17 protein-coding genes and 1 pseudogene are annotated in these 18823 nt (G+C 75.1%); 9 read left to right on the plus strand and 9 right to left on the minus strand.

The window, feature by feature from the left end; translation table 11 throughout:
• Positions 1 to 92: 92 nt before the first annotated feature.
• Both AB0N04_RS02175 and AB0N04_RS02180 read right to left on the minus strand, forming a co-directional pair.
• Positions 93 to 650 (minus strand): hypothetical protein, encoded by a 558-nt coding sequence (locus AB0N04_RS02175; RefSeq protein WP_360214298.1) that lies wholly within the window; start codon positions 648 to 650, stop codon positions 93 to 95.
• On the minus strand, positions 647 to 1789 hold the full coding sequence (locus tag AB0N04_RS02180; RefSeq protein ID WP_360214296.1) for a serine hydrolase domain-containing protein: 1143 nt from the start codon (positions 1787 to 1789) through the stop codon (positions 647 to 649). Before AB0N04_RS02180 ends, AB0N04_RS02175 begins: the two co-directional genes overlap by 4 nt.
• A gap of 373 nt (positions 1790 to 2162) precedes the next feature.
• On the opposite strand from AB0N04_RS02180, the gene AB0N04_RS02185 reads away from it, so the two are divergent.
• Entirely contained in the window at positions 2163 to 3410 is a 1248-nt protein-coding gene (locus AB0N04_RS02185; RefSeq protein WP_360214295.1) for an acetylhydrolase, read from the plus strand.
• Positions 3411 to 3583: 173 nt separating this feature from the next.
• On the opposite strand, the gene AB0N04_RS02190 is transcribed toward AB0N04_RS02185, so the two are convergent.
• Positions 3584 to 5041, minus strand: a complete 1458-nt coding sequence (locus AB0N04_RS02190) for a glycosyl hydrolase family 18 protein (RefSeq protein WP_360214293.1) — start codon at positions 5039 to 5041, stop codon at positions 3584 to 3586.
• A gap of 400 nt (positions 5042 to 5441) precedes the next feature.
• Between AB0N04_RS02190 and AB0N04_RS02195 the strand changes: the two genes are divergently transcribed.
• From AB0N04_RS02195 to AB0N04_RS02215, 5 genes and pseudogenes are all read left to right on the plus strand, one after another.
• Positions 5442 to 6821 (plus strand): pyridoxal-phosphate dependent enzyme, encoded by a 1380-nt coding sequence (locus AB0N04_RS02195; RefSeq protein WP_360214291.1) that lies wholly within the window; start codon positions 5442 to 5444, stop codon positions 6819 to 6821.
• Between the two features lie 326 nt (positions 6822 to 7147).
• Entirely contained in the window at positions 7148 to 8134 is a 987-nt protein-coding gene (locus AB0N04_RS02200; RefSeq protein WP_360214289.1) for an aldo/keto reductase, read from the plus strand.
• Between the two features lie 130 nt (positions 8135 to 8264).
• Entirely contained in the window at positions 8265 to 8882 is a 618-nt protein-coding gene (locus tag AB0N04_RS02205) for a TetR/AcrR family transcriptional regulator (protein ID WP_360214287.1), read from the plus strand.
• 124 nt (positions 8883 to 9006) lie between these two features.
• A pseudogene (locus AB0N04_RS02210) lies at positions 9007 to 9501 on the plus strand (DUF4188 domain-containing protein); the annotation flags it as partial.
• Between the two features lie 211 nt (positions 9502 to 9712).
• The gene (locus AB0N04_RS02215; RefSeq protein WP_360214285.1) at positions 9713 to 10342 is read left to right on the plus strand and encodes a C39 family peptidase; all 630 of its coding nucleotides are present in this window, start codon (positions 9713 to 9715) and stop codon (positions 10340 to 10342) included.
• Between the two features lie 108 nt (positions 10343 to 10450).
• Here the strand turns inward: AB0N04_RS02215 and AB0N04_RS02220 are convergent, their stop codons facing one another.
• Positions 10451 to 11302: a hypothetical protein gene (locus tag AB0N04_RS02220; RefSeq protein WP_360214283.1), complete on the minus strand. Its 852-nt coding sequence runs from the start codon at positions 11300 to 11302 to the stop codon at positions 10451 to 10453.
• A 324-nt stretch (positions 11303 to 11626) separates the two neighbouring features.
• Between AB0N04_RS02220 and rpe the strand changes: the two genes are divergently transcribed.
• Both rpe and AB0N04_RS02230 read left to right on the plus strand, forming a co-directional pair.
• Positions 11627 to 12310 (plus strand): ribulose-phosphate 3-epimerase, encoded by a 684-nt coding sequence (gene rpe / locus AB0N04_RS02225; RefSeq protein ID WP_360214281.1) that lies wholly within the window; start codon positions 11627 to 11629, stop codon positions 12308 to 12310.
• A 172-nt stretch (positions 12311 to 12482) separates the two neighbouring features.
• On the plus strand, positions 12483 to 13442 hold the full coding sequence (locus AB0N04_RS02230) for a pirin family protein (protein ID WP_360214279.1): 960 nt from the start codon (positions 12483 to 12485) through the stop codon (positions 13440 to 13442).
• 91 nt (positions 13443 to 13533) lie between these two features.
• Here AB0N04_RS02230 and AB0N04_RS02235 read toward each other — a convergent pair whose 3' ends face one another.
• From AB0N04_RS02235 to AB0N04_RS02250, 4 genes are all read right to left on the minus strand, one after another.
• Positions 13534 to 13950, minus strand: a complete 417-nt coding sequence (locus tag AB0N04_RS02235) for a VOC family protein (RefSeq protein ID WP_360214277.1) — start codon at positions 13948 to 13950, stop codon at positions 13534 to 13536.
• Positions 13951 to 13960: 10 nt separating this feature from the next.
• Positions 13961 to 14398 (minus strand): helix-turn-helix transcriptional regulator, encoded by a 438-nt coding sequence (locus AB0N04_RS02240; protein WP_360214275.1) that lies wholly within the window; start codon positions 14396 to 14398, stop codon positions 13961 to 13963.
• Between the two features lie 192 nt (positions 14399 to 14590).
• Positions 14591 to 15853 (minus strand): cytochrome P450, encoded by a 1263-nt coding sequence (locus tag AB0N04_RS02245; RefSeq protein WP_360214273.1) that lies wholly within the window; start codon positions 15851 to 15853, stop codon positions 14591 to 14593.
• Between the two features lie 158 nt (positions 15854 to 16011).
• Positions 16012 to 16653: a helix-turn-helix domain-containing protein gene (locus AB0N04_RS02250; RefSeq protein ID WP_360214271.1), complete on the minus strand. Its 642-nt coding sequence runs from the start codon at positions 16651 to 16653 to the stop codon at positions 16012 to 16014.
• Between the two features lie 87 nt (positions 16654 to 16740).
• Here AB0N04_RS02250 and AB0N04_RS02255 point away from each other — a divergent pair, with 87 nt between their 5' ends.
• Positions 16741 to 17145: a DUF4345 domain-containing protein gene (locus AB0N04_RS02255; RefSeq protein WP_360214269.1), complete on the plus strand. Its 405-nt coding sequence runs from the start codon at positions 16741 to 16743 to the stop codon at positions 17143 to 17145.
• Between the two features lie 61 nt (positions 17146 to 17206).
• Here AB0N04_RS02255 and AB0N04_RS02260 read toward each other — a convergent pair whose 3' ends face one another.
• Positions 17207 to 18820: an FAD-dependent monooxygenase gene (locus AB0N04_RS02260; RefSeq protein WP_360214267.1), complete on the minus strand. Its 1614-nt coding sequence runs from the start codon at positions 18818 to 18820 to the stop codon at positions 17207 to 17209.
• Positions 18821 to 18823 lie beyond the last annotated feature (3 nt).

An 18823-nucleotide genomic window follows, 5' to 3' on the forward strand; every position in this document is an offset into this window, starting at 1 on the left:
TTCGGGACGGGGGTCTGAACGGTCCGTCCGCACGTCGTACGGGGGACGGGATCCTGCCGGTGGGGACGGGGCCCGCGGTGGGCGGGCGGGCGTCAGTCCTTCGCCAGGCCCCAGCCGTCGTCCGGGACGGAGCGGTCCGGCTCGGGGCAGTCGGTGTGCTCGTAGCCCCAGAGCAGGGCCTTGTGCAGCAGCCAGTCGTCGAGCGGGGGCGCGTCGCGCTCCTCGCGGTCGACGAGGACGAACACCGCCCGGACCTCCCCGGCCACCGGCACCTCCAGGGTGCGCTGGTCGGGGAGGTTCTCGTACGTCACCGTGTTCCAGGAGCAGCCGGCGGCGGTCAGCGCGGCGACCAGGGACGACTCCGTGACCCGGGTGTCGAGGGTCTGCAACGCGCCCCCGGGAAGCGGCAGTTCGAGGTCTCCGTGCCAGACCGGAAGCGAGAGCGACTGGAGCCGGCGGCAGTGGCAGAACACCGTCACCACGTCGCCCCAGCCGAAGCCGTGCGGCCAGCGGGACGCGCGGTGGATCCGCCCGCCGTCCCAGGGATCCCCGTAGCGGGCGGCGAGTGCGGGCAGCGAGGCGTTGTAACGGAAGTCGCCGAGGCCGCCGGTGGCGGCCATCGCGGTCAGCCGGGCCAGGAAGTCCGTCACGCCAGGCACCCGCGCAGCGCCTCGATCAGCCTGGTCGCCCGGGCGTCGCCGTGGCCGATCATCCGGTTCGCGACGTACCCGAAGCCGACGCCGAACTCGTCGTCCCCGAAGGCGAACTGGCCGCCGGCGCCGTCGTTGCCGAAGCTGCGGGCGCCGAGCAGTCCGCGGAAGCCGGGGGAGTCGAGCAGCACGCCCGAGCCCCAGCGGGCGCCCATGTCGAAGCCCAGGAAGCCCTGGCCGGAAGAGAGTTCGCGCACCACGTCGGTGACGGTCGCCGCCGCCAGCAGTCGCTCGCCGCCGTCCAGGCCGGTCACGGCCGCCGCGTACAGGCCCGCCAGGCCGGTCGCGGAGGCGACGGCGCCCGCCCCGGGCAGCTCGATCGCGTGCAGGGCCGGGTCGTTCCAGCCGTGCGGGGCATCCAGCCCGGGGAAGACCAGGGCGCCGTTCATGGTGACGATCCGGGTGAGCAGGTGCTCCGGGCCGGGCATCGGGCGGCGGCCCTCCGACTCCACCAGCCTTGCCAGATCGCCGAGTTCGCTCTCCGGGAGGCCGATCCGGACCGGCAGGCCGAGCGGATCCGCGATCTCCTCGCGGAGGAACGCGCCCGGGGTCAGCCCGGTGATCCGGCGGATCACCTCGCCCACGGCGAAGCCGAACACGTGCCCGTGGTACTCGTGGCCGGTGCCGGGCTCCCAGAGCGGCGGCTGCTCCTCGATCGCCCGCACGACGGGCTCCCAGGCGGCGATCTCCTCGAAGGAGAGCACCGCGTCCAGCGCCGGGATGCCGGCGCGGTGGCCGAGCACCATCCGGGTGGTGACGTCCTGCTTGCCGTGCCGGGCGAACTCGGGCCAGTAGCGGGCGATCGGCGCGTCGAGGTCCAGGCGGCCCCGCTGGGCGAGGAGGTGGGCGAGGATGCTCACCGGGCCCTTGGCGCAGGAGAAGACCGGGACGACGGTCCGCGGCGTCCACGGCCGGCCGGTGCGCTCGTCGGCCGTCCCGCCGTACAGTTCGACGACCTTGCGGCCGCCGACGAACACCGTGGCGGCGGCACCGAGTTCGGGGAACTCCTCGAAGTTGCGGGCGAAGGCGTCCGCGACCGCTCCGTAGCGTTCGTCGGCCCACCCCTGGTACTGCTGCATGGCTCTGCCCGTCCTTCCGGCCCCAAGATCATCGACCGGACCACGCTACGGGAGCGGTGCGACCGGTACGAGGGGTTTTCGCAGGCCGGGGTCGACGGGACGGGCGGAGCCCGCGCGGTGGGCCGCACCGGTGTGACGGACGGGGCCGGTGCGACGGACGGGGGGCGGTGACGAACGGGGGCGACGGGCTCCCGGCGGGGAGGGCGGCACCGCCGACTGCATCGGCCCAGGGGTGTACATCCGTGGGCCGACCCCCGGGCGGACGATCGACCGGCGGTCTGATGCCGCCCGCAGGAGGCGCGTGACAGCGTTCCCCTTGCCCACGGACCCTCCGGGGCACCCCGATTGACGACCCGCCACCACAGGAGGCACCGTGACCGCCACAACGTCCACCGGCCCGAGGGACGTGACGCGCCGCCGCGTGCTCGGAGCCGCGCTGGCCGCCGGAGCCGCCGTGCCGCTCGCCGCCGTCGCCGGCCCCGCCCGGGCGGACCAGGGCGCACCGGGAGCCCCGGCCGGCCCGGGTCCGTCCGCGCCCGCCCCGACCCGGCTCACGCTGCCCGCCCCGACCGGACCGCACCCGGTGGGCACCGTCCAGCTGCACCTCGTCGACCGGTCACGCCCGGACGACATCGCGGGCCCCGGGCACTTCCGCGAGCTGATGGTCACCGTCTGGTACCCCGCCCGGGACGTCGAACGGTTCCCGGTGGCGCCCTGGATGCAGCCCGCCCCGTTGAAGGCGTACCTCGACGCCGTGGGGTTCGGCGCGCTGGCCGACCTGGCGCCGGTCACCTCCGGCCACGTCGGCGCCCCGGTGCTGCGGTCGGGCCGGCGGCTGCCCGTCCTCCTGTACTCGCACGGCGCGCACAGCCACCAGGGCGACCACACGACCATCGTCCAGCAGCTCGCCAGCCACGGCTACGCCGTCGTGACGGTGGCCCACACCTACGACACCTTCGCGGAGTTCCCCGACGGGCGGCTCGTCGCCCCGCTCGACCACCCGACCGACGCCAGCCTCCCCAGGGGCTTCGCCGCCGACCTGCGCTCCGTCCTCGACGCCGTCGAGCAGCTCGCCGCCGGGTGCAACCCGGACGCCGAGCGGCGCGCGCTCCCGGCCGGACTGCTCGGCGGCCTCGACCCCCACCGCATCGGCGCGTTCGGCTGGTCGAAGGGCGGGTCCGCCACCGCCTGCGCGATGCTCGACGACCGGCGGATCAGGGCCGGGCTCAGCCTCGACGCCCCGATGCTGATGAACCCGCCGCTCACCGGCGACCTGGACCGTCCGTTCATGCTGATGACCGCCGAGAAGACCCCGACGCAGGAACCGGCCGTCGCCCGGTTCTGGACGCTCCTGCGGGGCTGGCGGCTGGCCGTCCAGGCCCAGGGCGCCGCCCACGTGTCGTACGGCGACGACGAGGCGCTGTTCCCGCAGGTGGCGAAGCTGGTCGGGTGGAGCGGGCAACAGCTCCAGGACGTGATCGGCACCCTCGACCCCGACCAGGGCGTGCGGATCCAGCAGGCGTACCCGCTCGCGTTCTTCGACCAGCACCTGCGCGAGCGCCGGGACCACCTGCTCGACGGGCCCTCCCCGGCCTTCCCGGCGGTGACCTTCCTCGGGTGAACCCGGGGCCGTGGGGCCTGGCCGCGGGGGGCGTGACCCTGGGGGGGGCGGCCGCGGGGGCGCACCGGCGGGGGCGCGGCCGCAGCCAGGAGTCCGGGCCTGCGCGACCGGGAGGCCGGGGACGCGGTGGAGCGGGGGCCGATCCGCCGGCCCGCCGCTCCACCGCGGGCGGGCTACTGCTCGCGGCCGGTGACGTAGAACGGCTTCATGTCGACGACCGCCGCGGTGGCCGTGTGCCCGAGGCCCTCGCGGGCGGCGTTGGTGAGCAGGCCGGGGTCGGCGGCGGCGTGCTCGGCGAACAGGCCGCCCAGACCGCGGGCCCGCACGTACTCCGCCTTGGCGCGCACCGAGCGCGGGGTGTCGAGGGAGAGGAACACGCCGCTGGCGGGGCTGTACAGGAAGTCGGCGTTGGCGGCGGTGTCGGTGTACAGCTCGAAGCCGTTGCGGCCCCGGCCGTTCTCCAGGTCCAGGTGGTGGCGCAGCACGTCGGCGTAGGTGCTCACCCCCGGACGGAACGAACCGAGCGTCCCGCCCGCGTCCCCCTGGTAGCCGCCGCGCAGCGGCGAGACCGCGTCGACCCGGGCCCGGCGCGCGTTGCGGGTGGTGGTGGCGTAGCCGACGTGGATGCGGCGCGGGTCCACGCCGAGCCCGTCGGTCAGCCGGGTGACGGCGGTGTCGACGTCGCGCAGCGAGGAGTGGTGGCCGAGCCCGGCCGACCAGGGGCTGCCGAAGAGGTCGAAGGACATCAGGTCGAGCCGGTCGGCGCCCGAGTGCAGCAGCAGCGGGACGTTCATCGCGGCCAGCTGGGCCGGGACGGCCGGGACGGCGACGGCGATGGTGGCGCGGACTCCGGCGGCGGTCAGCGCGGCCCTGGTCTCGCGGACCAGCGCCGCGTACTGCTCCGCACCGTCCGGCCAGCGCCAGTCCAGGTGGAGCGTGGAGAACATCGGGAAACGGCCGAGGAGTCGTGCGACCGAGTCCGCGAACCGGCGGCGCGCGGCGGCGTCCCGGGCGACGGCACCGAAGGCCTCGCCCAGCTCCCAGCCGCCCACGTGCAGCCCGACGGCCAGGCCGGGGCTGCGCTCCTGGAGGCGGCGCGCGGCACCGAGCAGGCCCTGCGCCCGCTGCTGGTCGAACAGGGCGCGGTAGTCGTTGGAGACCCAGCCGTCGAAGCCGTAGCCGAAGTAGGCGGCGACGGCGCTCCACGCGTCCGTGAAGACGACCGCGCCGTGGTCGGTGGCCGGGACGCCGAAGTCCTGCGCGGCCTGGGCGGTGGCGGCGGCCAGCGCGCCGCGGTCGCCGACGATGCCGACCAGGCCGAGGACGAGCTCGTCGAAGGCGCCGTCCGCGGCGACGATCCCGGTGAGGTCCGCACCCGGCCCGCCCTCGGCCCCGCCGTCCTGGGTCAGCCGGCTGTCGTAGGCCCAGGAGGTGTCCAGGAAACCGGAGACCGTCTGGTGGCCGCTGCGCCGGTAGGTGTTGAAGACGGGCTTGGCGACCCGGCAGGGCGTGTAGGAGAGGCGGCGGTCCTCCGTCGCCGGGTCGAAGCCGTTCTCGGCGTAGGTCCGTTCGGCGGCGTCGACGGCCAGCCCGTCGAGTCCGGGGTCGGACGGGTGCACCAGTTCGCTCATGGCGGCTCTCCCTCGGCGTTTTCGATCACGGAAAGTGCCCGGACGGGTGCCGGGCGTGGTCGCGCGGGCAGCGTAGCGGCCGGGCCGGTCGGTGCGGGCGGGTTCGGGAGAACGGGTTGACGGGCGGTCGGGTGCGTGCGAGCGTGACCGGCCTCCGGGCGTGGTGTCCGGCTCCCGTCGGGCGCGGGCTTCCGCGGTTTCTGTGATTGCCTTCCGGCTCCCTTCCGGCTCCCTTCCGGCTCCCTTCCGGCTCCCTTCCGGCTCCCTTCCGGCTCCCTTCCGGCTCCCTTCCGGTTCCCGTGCGGTTCCGTGCGGTTCCGTGCGGCGAGTTCGCGCCGTCGCGGCTACCGGACCCCGCGGTCGGGCAGGCTCGGTCGGACACCGAGCGAAGGAGCCCGCCATGGCGGCAGTGCACGAATCCGTTCTCGACGCGATCGGCGGGACGCCCCTGTTCCGCCTCGCCCGCCTGGGCGCCGGGCTCGCCACGCCGGTCTACGCCAAGGCGGAGTTCCTCAACGTCGGAGGCAGCGTCAAGGACCGCGCCGCGCTCTCGATGGTGCTCGCCGCCGAACGGGACGGGCTGCTCCGACCCGGCGGGACGATCATCGAGGCGACCTCCGGCAACACCGGGATCGGCCTCACCATCGTCGGCCGGCAGCGCGGCTACCGGGTCATCGCCGGAGTGTCCGACCGCTCCAGCGCCGAGAAGTCGGACATCCTGCGGGCATACGGCGCGGAGGTGGTGACCGCGCCCACCACGGTGCCCGCGGAGGACCCGGCGCACCTGTTCAACGTCGTCGAGCGGCTCGCCCGGGAGATCCCCGGCGCCTGGCTCGCCAACCAGTACGACAACCCGGCCAACCCGGACGCCCACGTGCGCGGCACCGGCCCCGAGATCTGGGAGCAGACCGGGGGCCGTATCACCCACTTCGTCGCGGGCGTCGGCACCGGCGGGACCATCTCCGGCACCGGCGGCCACCTCAAGCGGGTGTCCGGCGGCGAGGTGACGGTGATCGGCGCCGACCCGGAGGCCTCGCTCTACGGCGGCGGGGACGGCAGCCCCTACTTCGTCGAGAGCATCGGCCACTTCCTCCACCCCGACACCGTCGAGGACCGCTGGCCGCAGGCCTACCGGCGGGACGTGGCGGACGCCTTCGAGCGCGTGCCGGACCGCGAGTCCCTGCTGACGGTCCGCCGGCTCGCCCGGGAGGAGGGCATCCTGGCCGGCCCCTCCTCGGGCACCGCCGTCGCCGCGGCCCTGCGGGTGGCGCGCCGGCTCGGGCCGGGCGACCTGGTCGTGGTCCTGCTGCCGGACTCCGGGCGCTCCTACCTGTCCAAGGTGCACAGCGACGACTGGATGCGGCGGTGGGGCTTCCTGGAGGAGCCGGGGGAGGGGGCGCTGCGGTCCTTCCTGGACACCGCCGGCCCGCTCGCGACGGTGACCGCGGACGCGACCGTCGGCGGGGCGCTGGAGGCGCTGCGCACCGCGCCGGGCGGTGTCGCGCCGGCCGTCCTGGCGCGGGCCGCACGCCCGTACGGGGTGAGCGCGACGGAGGTGGTCGGCTCGGTGTCGCACGCGGTGCTGGCCGCCGCGCTCGCGGACGGCACGGCGAAGCCCGGCGACCCGGTGGCCGGGCTGCTGGGCCCGGCGCTGCCGACGGTCGGGGTCGGGCAGTCGGCGGCCGAGGTGCGGGAGGCGCTCGGCGGGACGTACCCGGCCGCGCTGGTGCTGGTGGACGGGCGGGCGGTCGCGGTGCTCCCGGCGGGGGCGGTCCGCTAGGCGCCGCGCCGCGCCGCGGGCGGGCCGGGGGCAGGGGGCGGTCAGGGGGTGGGTCTGCCAGGAGCTCTTCGGCAACCCCTCCGCCGCCGGCGACGCCTGGCCCGTGCAGCACGCCGTCGCGGCCTCGCTGCTGTGGAGCGCCGTGCTGCTCACGCTCTGCGTGCCGCTCGCCGTAAGGAAGTTCGCCACGCACGGGCGGTGAACGCCACCGGGGCGGCGGGGTCGGCGGGGTGGTGAACGCCGTCGGGGTGGTCAGGGGCCCCGGGGCCGTCCCGGAGGGCGGGATGTGCTGGACACCGGTGCCGGTGCGGCCGAAGGTGGAGCCCATGGAGTTCACCCACCTCGGCCGCACCGGCCTGACCGTCTCCCGACTCTGCCTGGGCACCATGAACTTCGGCCCCTACACCGAGGAGTCCGACGCCCACCGCATCATGGACACCGCCCACGAACGGGGCATCAACTTCTTCGACACCGCCAACGCCTACGGACGCGACGGCGAGGGCAACCTCAAGGGCCGCACCGAGGAGATCATCGGCCGCTGGTTCGCCCAGGGCGGCGGCCGCCGCGAGCGCACCGTGCTCGCCACCAAGGCCTACGCCCCGATGGGCGACTGGCCCAACGAGGGGCGGCTCTCCGCCCTCGCGATCCGCCGGGCCGTCGAGGCCAGTCTGCGCAGACTCCGGACCGACCACATCGACCTGTACCAGATGCACCACATCGACCGGGACACGCCCTGGGAGGAGATCTGGCAGGCGATGGAGCTCCTGGTCGCCCAGGGCAAGGTCATCTACGTCGGCTCCAGCAACTTCGCCGGCTGGCACATCGCCCAGGCCCAGGAGGCCGCCCGCGCCCGGCACTTCCTCGGCCTGGTCAGCGAGCAGTCCCTCTACAACCTGCTCGACCGCACCGTCGAACTGGAGGTCGTCCCCGCCCTCCAGCACTACGGCCTCGGCCTGCTGCCGTGGTCCCCGCTGCGCAGCGGCGTCCTCGGCGGCATCCTGCGCAAGGAACGCGAGGGCACCCGCGTCCGCGGTGCGCTGGAGCACGCCGGCGCGCTCCTGGAGACCCACCGCGAGCGCCTCCAGGCCTACGAGGACCTCGCCGACGAGCTCGGCACCGACCCCGCCGACCTCGCCCTCGCCTGGCTACTCTCCCGCCCGGCCGTCACCGCCCCCATCATCGGACCCCGCACCCCGGCCCACCTCGACGCGGCCGTCGCCGCCGTCGACCTGAAGCTCGACCAGAAGACCCTCGACCGCCTCGACGAGATCTTCCCCGGCCACCGGCCGGCCCCGGAGGACTACGCCTGGTAGCCCGCGCCCGCCGCCGCCACCGACCGGGTCCTGCTGGCGGTGGCGGTGGCGGTGGCGGTGGTGCGCGGTGCGCCGGTGCCGATGGTGCGTGGTGGTGGTGGCGGCCGGTCGTTGTGGTAGCAAGGCGGGTATGACGGAACGGCCTGACGGGCGCAGCTCGTACCATCACGGGTCCCTGCCGGAGGCGTTGGTCGGGGCGGCGTTCGAGCTGCTCGACGAGTGCGGGCAGGACAAGGTGAGCATGCGGGAGGTGGCGCGCCGGGCGGGGGTGTCGGCGGGGGCGCCGTTCCGCCACTTCGCGGACCGGCAGGCGTTGTTGACGGCGCTGGCGGACCGGGTGCTGGCGGACTTCGCGCGCTGGCAGGAGGCCGAGGCGGCGTCGGTGGAGGCGGCCGGCGGCTCGGTGATGCGGGCGATCGGGCTCGGGTTCGTCCGGTACGCGCTGCGTCATCCGCGCCGCTTCGAGCTGGTGCGGTCGCGGGTGTTCACGGCCTCGCGGGAGCCGGAGCTGCGGGAGCAGCTGGACGGCATCGACCGGGCGCTGACCGGGATGATCGTGGCGGACCAGGAGGCCGGCCGGCTGCGCCCCGGGGACCCGTTGCTGGTGGGCCTGGCCGGGCAGGCGCTGGTGTACGGGCTGGCGCAGATGATCGTGGACGGGTACCTGCCGGCCGAGAAGGCGGAGGAGCTGGTCGTGCAGGTGCTGGACACCTTCGGTCAGGGGATCGCCAACCGCCCTCCGCAGTAACCGACTTGTGCCCGCGGGGAGCCTTGACCGGGTTACCGGGCCCTGATGTAATCACCGCTTACATGGGGTGCGGAACGGGTACGGGGAGGTCGGGATGTCCACGGGAACGACGTTCGTCCGCTCGATGTTCGCCAAGGCGGCACCGGGCTACACCACCGCGGCCGCCACCGGCGACACCGTGGTGCTGCTCATCGGCATGCGGATCAACCGCTTCTGGGCCGTCCACCACTGGGGCCCGGTCATGTTCGCGATGTTCCGGATGCTGCACGAACTCGCCCGCAGCCCGGAACGGGGCCTGCGCGGGCGCATCCTGCTCACCGCCTCGCCGCGCACCTACTACGTCGTGCAGTACTGGGAGTCCAAGGAGAAGCTGTACCGGTACGCCACCGCGCCGGACGGCTTCCACCACACCGTGTGGGGCATCGCCAACCGCAAGCTGCGGGAGGGGAAGGCCCGGCAGCACGTCGGGCTCTGGCACGAGACGTACATCGTGCCGGAGGGCGGATACGAGTCGATCTACTTCGACATGCCGCCGTTCGGCCTCGCCGGCGCCACCGGCTCGTTGCCGGTGGAGGAGCGCGGGCGGCACGCGGCGGCGCGGCTGGCGTTCCGGTCCGGGACGGAGGGCGGGGCCGGGGCGGCCGGGGCGGCGGGAGGGACCGGGGCGGCCGGGGAGGGCGGCGTGGGTGAGACGAGCGGCGCGTCGGCCGCCGGGAAAGCCGCCGGGAAGGCTGCTGGGAAGGCCGCCGCGGAGGGCGGCGCCGCCTGACCGGGGGCCTGCAGGGAGTGTCGCGGGTCGGTCCGTCGGCGCGGTGTGGGAGCGTCGGGGGATGGCGGACGAGGCTGTGGTGCACCAGGTGCCGTACCACTCCCAGTGGGAGTCGGCGGAGCTGGTGCGGGCGATCATCGACGGGCAGGTCGACGCGGCCGAGGACCCGCGCTGGGGGCAGTCCGGCGCGGGCACCCCGGAGGAGTACGCGTGGTGGTCGTGGCGGCTCTGCGGGGTCGCCTGCCTGCGGATGGCGCTCGACCACTGGTGGGGCCTGGCGCCGCCGGCGCTGACCCTGGCCGAGGAGTGCGTGGCGGCGGGTGCCTACGTCCGGGACGGCGAGAGCCTGCGCGGACTGATCCACACCCCGTTCGCCGCCTACGCCCGGGAGCGCTGGGGACTGGCCGCGCGGGCCGCGGAGTTGACGCCCGAGGAGGTCTCCGCCGCGGTGGCCGACGGGGGGCTGGTGATGGTGTCGGTGCATCCGGCGATCCGCGAGCCGGCCGGTCCGGAGCCGGTCCGGCGGGGCGGGCACCTGGTGCTGGCGGTCGGCACCACGGAGACGGCGGTGGTCCTCCACAACCCGTCCGGGTTTCCGGGGGAGTCGCAGTCCTTCGCACACGTTCCGTGGCGGGCCTTCGCGCGGTTCTACTCCGGGCGGGGCATCGTCCTCGGGCCGCCGGGGACGTGACGGCCGGCTGGGTGCGACGACGGTCGTCGTGCCTCCCGGTGCCCGGTCTCATGGCACCCGGCCTCTCGGCGCCCGGCCCTGACCGGCCGGGCGCCACGGGGCCGAGGGCTACGGCTTGTCCGGCAGTCCGGCCGGATTGACCGGGAGGCTGCCCCGACAGAGCGCCGAGATCGGCTTCAACGCGGACGCCAGGGCGTCCAGTTCGGCCCGCGGGTAGTTCTCCCACACCCGTGCCGCGGCCAGGTCGGTGGCGGCCTCCAGGGACTGGTGCCGGATCCGGCCGAGCTCGGTGACGGTGCCCTCGGGGGTCAGCCAGCCCCGCTCGACCAGCCGGGCCGCGGCCGCCTCCCACTCCTGGTCCGTCCACCCGCGCAGCGGCTGGATCATCTCCCGCCGCATGTCCATCGCGCAGCGGACCACCAGTGCCTCGCAGCCGTCCAGCCCGGCCGTCACCAGGGCGGCCACGTGGCCGTCCCCGCGGTGCTCGCGCATCACGGTGGCGGCCTGCCAGAGCCGCTCGTACAGCCCGGTGGGCCGGGGGAGCGCGGCGTTGGCGGCGGCGAGCACCCGGCCGACGCAGTCCAGCCGGCCCGCGGCCCGCTCCAGCGCCTCCGCCACCAGCTCGACCTGCTCCTGCGGCACGTGCTCCAGCAGCCGGGCCAGCGCGTCCGCCGAACCCTTCAGCCGGGCGGCCAGCGCCTCCTCCGGGCCGGCGTGCGTCCACACCTCGGGCAGCGCCCGCTCGACCAGCGCCGGGGCGAAGTTGAAGAAGGCGGCCGTCACCGGTGCCGCGTCCACCGCGCCCAGCGGTGCCGAACGGCTGGCGAAGTAGCCGCGCCAGGCGCCGTGCAGCCCGACCGCCTCGAAGGCGTCCCGGCCCTCGGGCACGAAGTAGGTGACGGCGTGCACCGGCTCGAAGAGCCACCACAGGGCTCGGGCGGGGTGGACGACATCGGCCATGGCGGGGACCTTCCTCACGGGGACACGGGAACGCGCGGTGGTGCGGCGAAGCGGGAGGGCCCGCGTCCGGCGGGCGCCGGCGGCCCGGGCGTGCGGGTCGTCCCCCTGCTGATGGCCCCGGCCGCCGCCGGGGTAACCCCGCGCGCGGTGTGATGACGGTCACGCGGGGGAGGGGGCGGGCGCCCGGTGCACCGGTGGCGCGAGATGATGGGGGTGAGGTGTCCGTTCCCGGGGCGCCTCGGCCACGCGTGGACGCCGGGGCGGATACCCGTGCGGACGCCCGTCGGCGCTCTCGTGTGAACCCTCGTGTGAAGGTAGTCGGTAATGGCGCAGATCAACCCCAGCATCCTGTCCGCGGACTTCGCCCGGCTCGCCGAGGAGGCCGAGGCCGTCAGGGGCTCCGACTGGCTGCACGTGGACGTGATGGACAACCACTTCGTGCCCAACCTGACCCTGGGCGTGCCGATCGTCGAGTCCCTCGCCCGCGCCACCGACATCCCGCTCGACTGCCACCTGATGATCGAGGACCCGGACCGCTGGGCCCCCCAGTACGTCGAGGCCGGCGCCGGCTCCGTCACCTTCCACGTGGAGGCCGCCGCCGCGCCCGTCCGGCTCGCCCGGGAGATCCGCGCCAAGGGCGCCCGCGCCTCGATGGCGCTCAAGCCGGCCACGCCGATTGAGCCGTACGAGGACCTGCTGCCCGAGCTCGACATGCTGCTGATCATGACCGTCGAGCCCGGCTTCGGCGGCCAGGCCTTCCTGGACATCATGCTGCCGAAGATCCGCCGCACCCGGCAGCTGATCGACAAGCACGGCCTGGAACTGTGGCTGCAGGTCGACGGCGGCGTCTCGGCGAGCACCATCGAGCGCTGCGCCGAGGCCGGCGCCGACGTGTTCGTGGCCGGCTCGGCCGTCTACGGAGCCGAGGACCCGGCCGCCGCCGTCGGCAAGCTGCGGGACCTCGCGGCCGCGGCCACCGCCGACGCCTGGTGGGCCTGCTCGCACTGAGCCCCGTGGGCAGGGACCCGGCAGTGGCGGGTCCCAGCGGGTCCGGGCGGGTCCGAGCGGGTCGAACCGCGCGGACCCGCCCGGCGTGTGGTGGAGGAACCGCCGGCCGTCCTGGAGGATCGGTGCCGAACGCCCCTCGCCCGGCCCCTCTCCGCACGGTGGTGCAGTGCACATGAGCAACCTCGACCGCAAGCCCGCCCCGACCGCCTGCGGCCGCGAGGCCGACACCGGCCCGGTGCGGGACCTGCTCACCGGCCGTCAGGTCCCGCTCGGCGAGAGCACGGTGGTCCGCCGCCTGCTCCCCAACCTGGGCCGCCGGATGGTCGGCGCCTGGTGCTTCGTCGACCACTACGGCCCCGACGACATCGCCGACGAGCCCGGCATGCAGGTCCCGCCGCACCCCCACACGGGCCTCCAGACCGTCAGCTGGCTCCACCAGGGCGAGGTGCTGCACCGCGACAGCCTCGGCAGCCTGCAGACCGTCCGCCCCCGCGAACTGGGCCTGATGACCTCCGGCCGGGCGATCTCGCACTCCGAGGAGTCCCCGCGCCCGCACGCCCGGTTCCTGCACGGCGCCCAGCTCTGGGTCGCCCTCCCGGACGCCCACCGGCACACCGCCCCCGCCTTCGAACACCACGCGGACCTGCCCGTGGTCACGGCCCGCGGCCTGCACGGCACCGTCATCCTCGGCACCCTCGACACCGCGACGTCCCCCGGCACCGCCTACACGCCGCTGGTCGGCGCCGACCTCACCCTCATCGAGGGTGCCGACCTCCGGCTCCCCCTCGTCCCCGACTTCGAGTACGCCGTCCTCGCCATGTCCGGCGGCGTCGACGTCGACGGCGTCCCCGTCGAGCCCGGCTCCCTGCTCTACCTCGGCTGCGGCCGCCGCGAACTCCCCCTCCTCGCCCGCACGGACGCCGCCGTCCTCCTCCTCGGCGGCGAGCCCTTCGAGGAGCGGATCGTCATGTGGTGGAACTTCATCGGCCGCTCCACCGAGGAGATCGCCCGGGCCCGCACCGACTGGGAGACGGGGTCGCGCTTCGGTACCGTCCACGGCTACGCCGGCGCCCGCCTCCCGGCCCCGGAGCTGCCCGCCACCCCGCTGAAGCCCCGCGGCCGCGAGCGCTGACGCGCGGCACGCGGACGGGTCCGCGCACCGGGGGTGGGCGGACCCGTTCGGGGGTCGTTCGGGGCGGTTCAGGGGGCCGCCCGGGGGGTGGTCAGTTGGTGCGCGGCTGGCTGAAGCGGACCATGTTGCCCGCGGGGTCGCGGAAGGCGCAGTCGCGGACGCCGTACGGCTGGTTGATCGGCTCCTGGATGACCTCGGCGCCGGCGGCGCGGATCCGCTCGAAGGTGGCGTCGCAGTCCTCGGTGCGGAAGATCACCGCGCGCAGCAGGCCCTTGGCCATCAGGTCGGCCACGGCCTTGCGGTCGGCGTCGTCGGCGTTGGGGTCGGCGAGCGGGGGCTCCAGGACGATGTCCACCTCCGGCTGCGCGGACGAGCCGATGGTCACCCAGCGGAGGTCCCCGAAGGCGACGTCGTTGCGCACCTCGAGGCCCAGCGCGTCACGGTAGAAGCCGAGCGCCTTGTCGTGGTCGTCGACGGTGATGAAGGTCTGTCCAACTTTGATGTCCATGTCCTTCACGCTACTTAGCTCCCGGACCTCCTGCTTCTCCGTTCCTGACCGGCCGGGTGTAGACCTTCGCGACGCAGGCCGGGACGGCGGCGTCCTCGTAGTGGTCCCGGGCCCGGTAGGCGCTCGGGCTCTCGCCGACCAACTGGGTGAACCGGGTGCTGAACGAGCCCAGCGAGGTACAGCCCACCGCCATGCAGACGTCGGTCACCGAGAGGTCGCCGCGCCGCAGCAGCGCCATGGCGCGCTCGATCCGGCGGGTCATGAGGTAGCCGTACGGCGTCTCGCCGAAGGCGGTGCGGAAGCTGCGGGAGAAGTGGCCGGGGGACATCAGGGCGGTCTGGGCGAGCGCGGGGACGTCCAGCGGCTGCGCGTACTCGCGGTCCATGCGATCACGGGCCTGGCGCAGCCGGACGAGGTCGGGGAGTGGCACACGGGACGCACGGGACATGCCGGCCAGCCTAGCGGGCCGACCGGGCCGGGTCGCGCCGTTGCCGGGGCGGGGTGCGGACAGTGCCGGACGGGAACCGGGAGTCCGGCCAATTGTGCTGTGGAGGTGGTGGGTTGAACGTGTGTGCGGGTGTGTCAGGAGGGGTGTCCGGCGGGCCGCCGGGGCGGGTCGGCCCGCCCCGGCGGCGCGTGGTCACCAGGCCGCCGGGAGGCGGGCCGGGCTGCGGGTGGTGGTGCCGAGCTGCCAGGCGATCCGGTGGACGGGCGTGGTGAGGTGCAGGCCGGGGAGGGCGGTGGCGAGGCGGCGGAGGGACTCCCGCATCTCGAGCCGCATCCGCCAGGCGCCGAGGCAGTAGTGGGGGCCGGCGCTGAAGGCGAGGGTGGGGGCGGGGAGGGCGGTGTCGAGGTCGGCGTCGAGGCCGTCGGGGAAGACGGCGCGGTCGCGGTTGGCGCTGCCCAGGTTGACGGCGAGGACGGCGCCGGCGGGGATGTCGACGCCGCCGATGCCGACCGGCTCGGTGGCGCGGCGGGTGGTGGCCTCGTCGTCGCCGAGGGGGATGAAGTGGAGCAGGCGTTCGGTGGTGCGCTCGGTGGTGTCCGGGTCGGCGAGGCGGGGCCAGTGCTCGGGGCGTTCGCCGAGCAGGTAGACCAGGGCGTTGCCGAGGGCGCCGGTGACGCTCTCGTTGCCGCTGGCGGTGAGCCCGCAGACGAGGTGGACGAGCGACTCCTCGGGGACTCTGCCGTCCTGGTCGGCGGCGTGCACCAGGCGGCTGACGAGGTCGTCGCCGGGTGTGCGCCGCCGGCGGGCGATCAGTTCGGCGGTGAAGGCGGCGTACTCGGCGAGGGCGCTCTCCGGGTTCTGGGCGGGGTCCTTGGCGGGGTCCTGGGCGGCGGGGTCCTCGGCGGACCGGTCCTGGGTGGCGGGGGTGTCCGCCCCGCCGTCGGCGAGGACGGCGCGGGTCCAGCGGCGCAGGCGTTCCGCGTCGAGGTGGTCCGGTCCGTCGCCGTCGAGGCCCATCAGGCGGGTGGTGACGGCGAAGGGCACCGGGCGGGTGAAGGCGGTGACGAGGTCGGCCGGGGGGCCGGCGGCCGCGAGCGCGTCGACGGCCTGCTGGACGGCCTCGGCGACCCAGGGCTGCCAGTCGGCGATGGCGCGGGCGGTGAAGGCGCGCTGGACGGTGCTGCGCAGCCGGCGGTGGGCGGGGCCGTCCTGGTTGAACAGGGAGGCGGGGTTGCTGGCCACGTCGGCGCCGCCGCCGGGGGTGCCGACGGTGTGCAGGTCGCCGCGGGTGAAGCGCGGGTCGGTGAGGACCTGTCGGACGTCGTGGTAGCGGGTGACCAGCCAGGCCGGGGTGCCGTCGGGCAGGGTGGTGGGGTGGGGCGCCCGGGCGGGGGTGACGGGGAGCCGGTGGAGCGGGGGGAGGTCGGTCCCGGTGTCGGGTGCGGCGGAGGACATGGGTCCCTTCGGGGGTCGGGGTCCAGCGCTGAGGTGAGGATCCAACTGTGTTATTTTCATGGGAAATTGGTGCCTTTGGGCGTGTTTCCCCTTGGATCCCGATGGTAGCGATTCCGCCCCTGCCGAACGGGGTTCCCGCCGGTGGTCGGGGGTTCTTCTCAGTGGCTCGGGTCAGCGGTCGGGTCGGCACTCGGTCCGGCGGCCGCGTCGGCGGGCAGCAGCGGGCGCAGGGCGCCGAGCACCGCGCCGATGCAGGCGTCGCGCAGCTCCTCGCGGGTGCAGCTCTCCTCGGTGAGCCAGTCGACGACCAGGACCCGGACGAACACCAGCCAGCTGCCGAGGACCTGTGAGACCGCCCGCCGGGCCGTCTCGTCCGTGAGGGGGAGGACGCCGAGCAGGCGGCCGCGCAGGGTGTCGAGTTCGCCGGTGATGATCGTCTGGATCACCGGGTCGCCGGCCAGGACGCGGTTGGCGGCGAGCACGGCGTGCCGGTTGGCGACGAAGTAGTCCAGATGGGCGTCCATGCCCTCGACGAGCTGTTCGAGCAGGGTGTCGGCGGAGTCGAAGCGGGACTTGGCGAGCAGCTCGTCGGCGGCCTGCCGGTAGACGGCGGCGAACAGGTCGTGCTTGCCCGGGAAGTGACGGTAGAGCAGGGCGCGCGAGACGCCGGCCTGTTCGGCGACCTCCTCCATCAGCACCTCCTCGTACGGGCGGGCGGCGAAGAGCCGGGCGCCGACGGAGAGCAGCTGGGCGCGTCGGTCGGCGGGGGACAGGCGGCGGCGCCGTTGGTGGACTGGCATGCGGCGAAGGCTACTTGACACGTGTCCACTAGCGCGCGCTAGCTTAGTGGACACGTGTCAACTAACCGTCCGACGGGTGGTGGGTTCATGGCCAGGGTTCTGCGGGTGCTCGGGTGGACGATGGGGGTCGCCTGCGTGGCGATCGGCTTCTACCACCTGCTGGCGGGGAACGCGGCGATCCCGGGCGAGGAGGACGCCGGTGCGACGGTCGACAGCTTCGGCCGGTTCATGGGCGCGATCTTCGCCGGTTACGGCGCGGCCTGGCTGTGGGCCGTCCGGCAGTCGCCGATGCCGGCCCACGCGGTGCGGTGGCTGACGGCGGTGTTCCTGCTGGGCGGGCTCGGCCGGGTGTTGTCGACCGCGGTGGCCGGGTGGCCGGACGGGTTCCAGGTGGTGCTGATGGTGGTCGAACTGGGCCTGTCCCCGGTGTACTTCCTGCTCGCGGACGCGGACGAGCGGGCTGCCGCCGCCCGCGCCCGATCGGCGGGCTGACCGGCGGGCCGAGGGACCCGGCCCGCCGGTCGGCCGGAGCACCGGCCCGCCGGTCAGGCGCTCAGCTGCTCAGGCCGAAGCCCTGCAGGTGGGCGGTGAGCGCGGCCCGGTCCGGCCGCCCCGCCGTCAGCGAGACGTAGCCGTCCGGCCGGACCAGGGCGACGGCCGTGCCGCTCAGTCCGTAGGCGCGGCCGACGTGGCCGCCCGGGTCGGTGACGACGGCCCGGCGCAGGCGACCGGCCCGTTCGAGCCCGTCGAGCCACTCCCGTCCGTCGAGCCCTTCGAGCCCGTCGAGCCCGTCGGGCCGCCCGGGCGGTGCGGTCGGGCCGGTCGGCGCGGGCCGTCCGGCGAGGGTCAGCAGGGTGAAGTGGGTGCCGCGGAAGAGGTCGAACAGCCGGGTGGGCGTGCCGTCGGCGGTGGCGCAGGGGGCGTCCGGGGCGCGGTCCCCGGCACGGATGCCGGTGCCGTCGTCCAGGTCGAGGCCGAGCGGGCCGCCCCGGTAGCCGACCGAGAGCCCGGTGAGGTCGGCGCCCGCGGTGCCCGCCAGGCTGGCGAACTGCGCGGACAGGGCGCGGGCGCCGTCGGCGGAGAACAGCGCCTTGTGCTGGGCGGAGGTGGCGGCGAGGACGGTGGCGGCGACGGGCAGCCGTTCCGCCTGGTAGCTGTCGAGCAGGGCGTCGGGTGCGCCGCGCAGTACCGCGGCGAGCTTCCAGCTCAGGTTGTGCGCGTCCTGGATACCGGTGTTCATGCCCTGGCCGCCGGCCGCGGAGTGGCAGTGCGCGGCGTCACCGGCGAGCAGGACCCGGCCCTGGCGGTAGCGCTCGACCATGCGGACGGTCGGCCGCCACACCGTGGACCAGGACGGTTCGTGCAGTCGGACCCCGGGCAGGCCGGCGCGTTCGGCGAACAGCCGGCGGAAGGTGTCCAGGGTGGGGGCGGGCGGCTCGCCGGCCGCGCTCGGCGGGACGGAGGCGTGGATGGCCCAGTTGTCGTCCTCGCGCATCGGCACCAGCACCATGGCGCCCGCGCCGAGGTCGGGGTGGTTCCAGACGTGCATGAGGTCGGGGTCGAGCCCGTCCACGGCGAGCGAGGCCATCAGGAAGCGTTCCTGGTCCCAGGTCTCGCCGAGGAACGGGATGCCGGCCAGCTTGCGGACGGTGCTGCGGCCGCCGTCGCAGCCGACCAGGTAGCGGGCGCGGAGGTGTTCCGTCGCGGCGCCGCGACGGACGGTGGCCAGGACGCCCTCGGGGTCCTGCCGGTGGTCGAGCAGCTCGGTGTCGAGTTCGACGGTGACGCCGTACCCGGCGAGCCGGTCACGCAGGACGGCCTCGGTGTGGTGCTGGCCGAGCAGCAGCATGCCGGGGTGGGGCCGGTCCGGGGTCGCGGCGCCGGCGGGCCGAGGGGCGACCTCGTGGACGATCCGGACGCCCTGGTAGCTGCGGACCCCGAGGTCCGACCGGCCGCGGGCGAGGATGCCGTCGACGACGCCGAGGTCGTCGAACACCTCCAGCGTCCGGGAGTTGACGCCCTTGCCGCGGACGCCGCGGTCGCGGAACCGCGGCTCGCGTTCGAGGACGCGGCAGTCGATCCCGGCGCGGGCCAGTCCGAGGGCGAGGGCGAGGCCCACCGGGCCTGCGCCGACCACCAGGACGTCGGTCGTTCGGAGAGTGCGCATGAC

The sequence above is a fragment of the Kitasatospora sp. NPDC051702 genome (assembly GCF_040681575.1).
GTDB lineage: Bacteria > Actinomycetota > Actinomycetes > Streptomycetales > Streptomycetaceae > Kitasatospora.

Bases quoted from the DNA above. Each gene is read 5' to 3' on its own strand.
- AB0N04_RS02180 (WP_360214296.1), bottom strand. From the start codon at position 1,789: ATGCAGCAGTACCAGGGGTGGGCCGACGAACGCTACGGAGCGGTCGCG.
- AB0N04_RS02190 (WP_360214293.1), bottom strand. From the start codon at position 5,041: ATGAGCGAACTGGTGCACCCGTCCGACCCCGGACTCGACGGGCTGGCC.
- AB0N04_RS02195 (WP_360214291.1), top strand. From the start codon at position 5,442: ATGGCGGCAGTGCACGAATCCGTTCTCGACGCGATCGGCGGGACGCCC.
- AB0N04_RS02200 (WP_360214289.1), top strand. From the start codon at position 7,148: ATGGAGTTCACCCACCTCGGCCGCACCGGCCTGACCGTCTCCCGACTC.
- AB0N04_RS02205 (WP_360214287.1), top strand. From the start codon at position 8,265: ATGACGGAACGGCCTGACGGGCGCAGCTCGTACCATCACGGGTCCCTG.
- AB0N04_RS02215 (WP_360214285.1), top strand. From the start codon at position 9,713: ATGGCGGACGAGGCTGTGGTGCACCAGGTGCCGTACCACTCCCAGTGG.
- AB0N04_RS02220 (WP_360214283.1), bottom strand. From the start codon at position 11,302: ATGGCCGATGTCGTCCACCCCGCCCGAGCCCTGTGGTGGCTCTTCGAG.
- rpe (WP_360214281.1), top strand. From the start codon at position 11,627: ATGGCGCAGATCAACCCCAGCATCCTGTCCGCGGACTTCGCCCGGCTC.
- AB0N04_RS02230 (WP_360214279.1), top strand. From the start codon at position 12,483: ATGAGCAACCTCGACCGCAAGCCCGCCCCGACCGCCTGCGGCCGCGAG.
- AB0N04_RS02235 (WP_360214277.1), bottom strand. From the start codon at position 13,950: ATGGACATCAAAGTTGGACAGACCTTCATCACCGTCGACGACCACGAC.
- AB0N04_RS02240 (WP_360214275.1), bottom strand. From the start codon at position 14,398: ATGTCCCGTGCGTCCCGTGTGCCACTCCCCGACCTCGTCCGGCTGCGC.
- AB0N04_RS02245 (WP_360214273.1), bottom strand. From the start codon at position 15,853: ATGTCCTCCGCCGCACCCGACACCGGGACCGACCTCCCCCCGCTCCAC.
- AB0N04_RS02250 (WP_360214271.1), bottom strand. From the start codon at position 16,653: ATGCCAGTCCACCAACGGCGCCGCCGCCTGTCCCCCGCCGACCGACGC.
- AB0N04_RS02255 (WP_360214269.1), top strand. From the start codon at position 16,741: ATGGCCAGGGTTCTGCGGGTGCTCGGGTGGACGATGGGGGTCGCCTGC.
- AB0N04_RS02260 (WP_360214267.1), bottom strand. From the start codon at position 18,820: ATGCGCACTCTCCGAACGACCGACGTCCTGGTGGTCGGCGCAGGCCCG.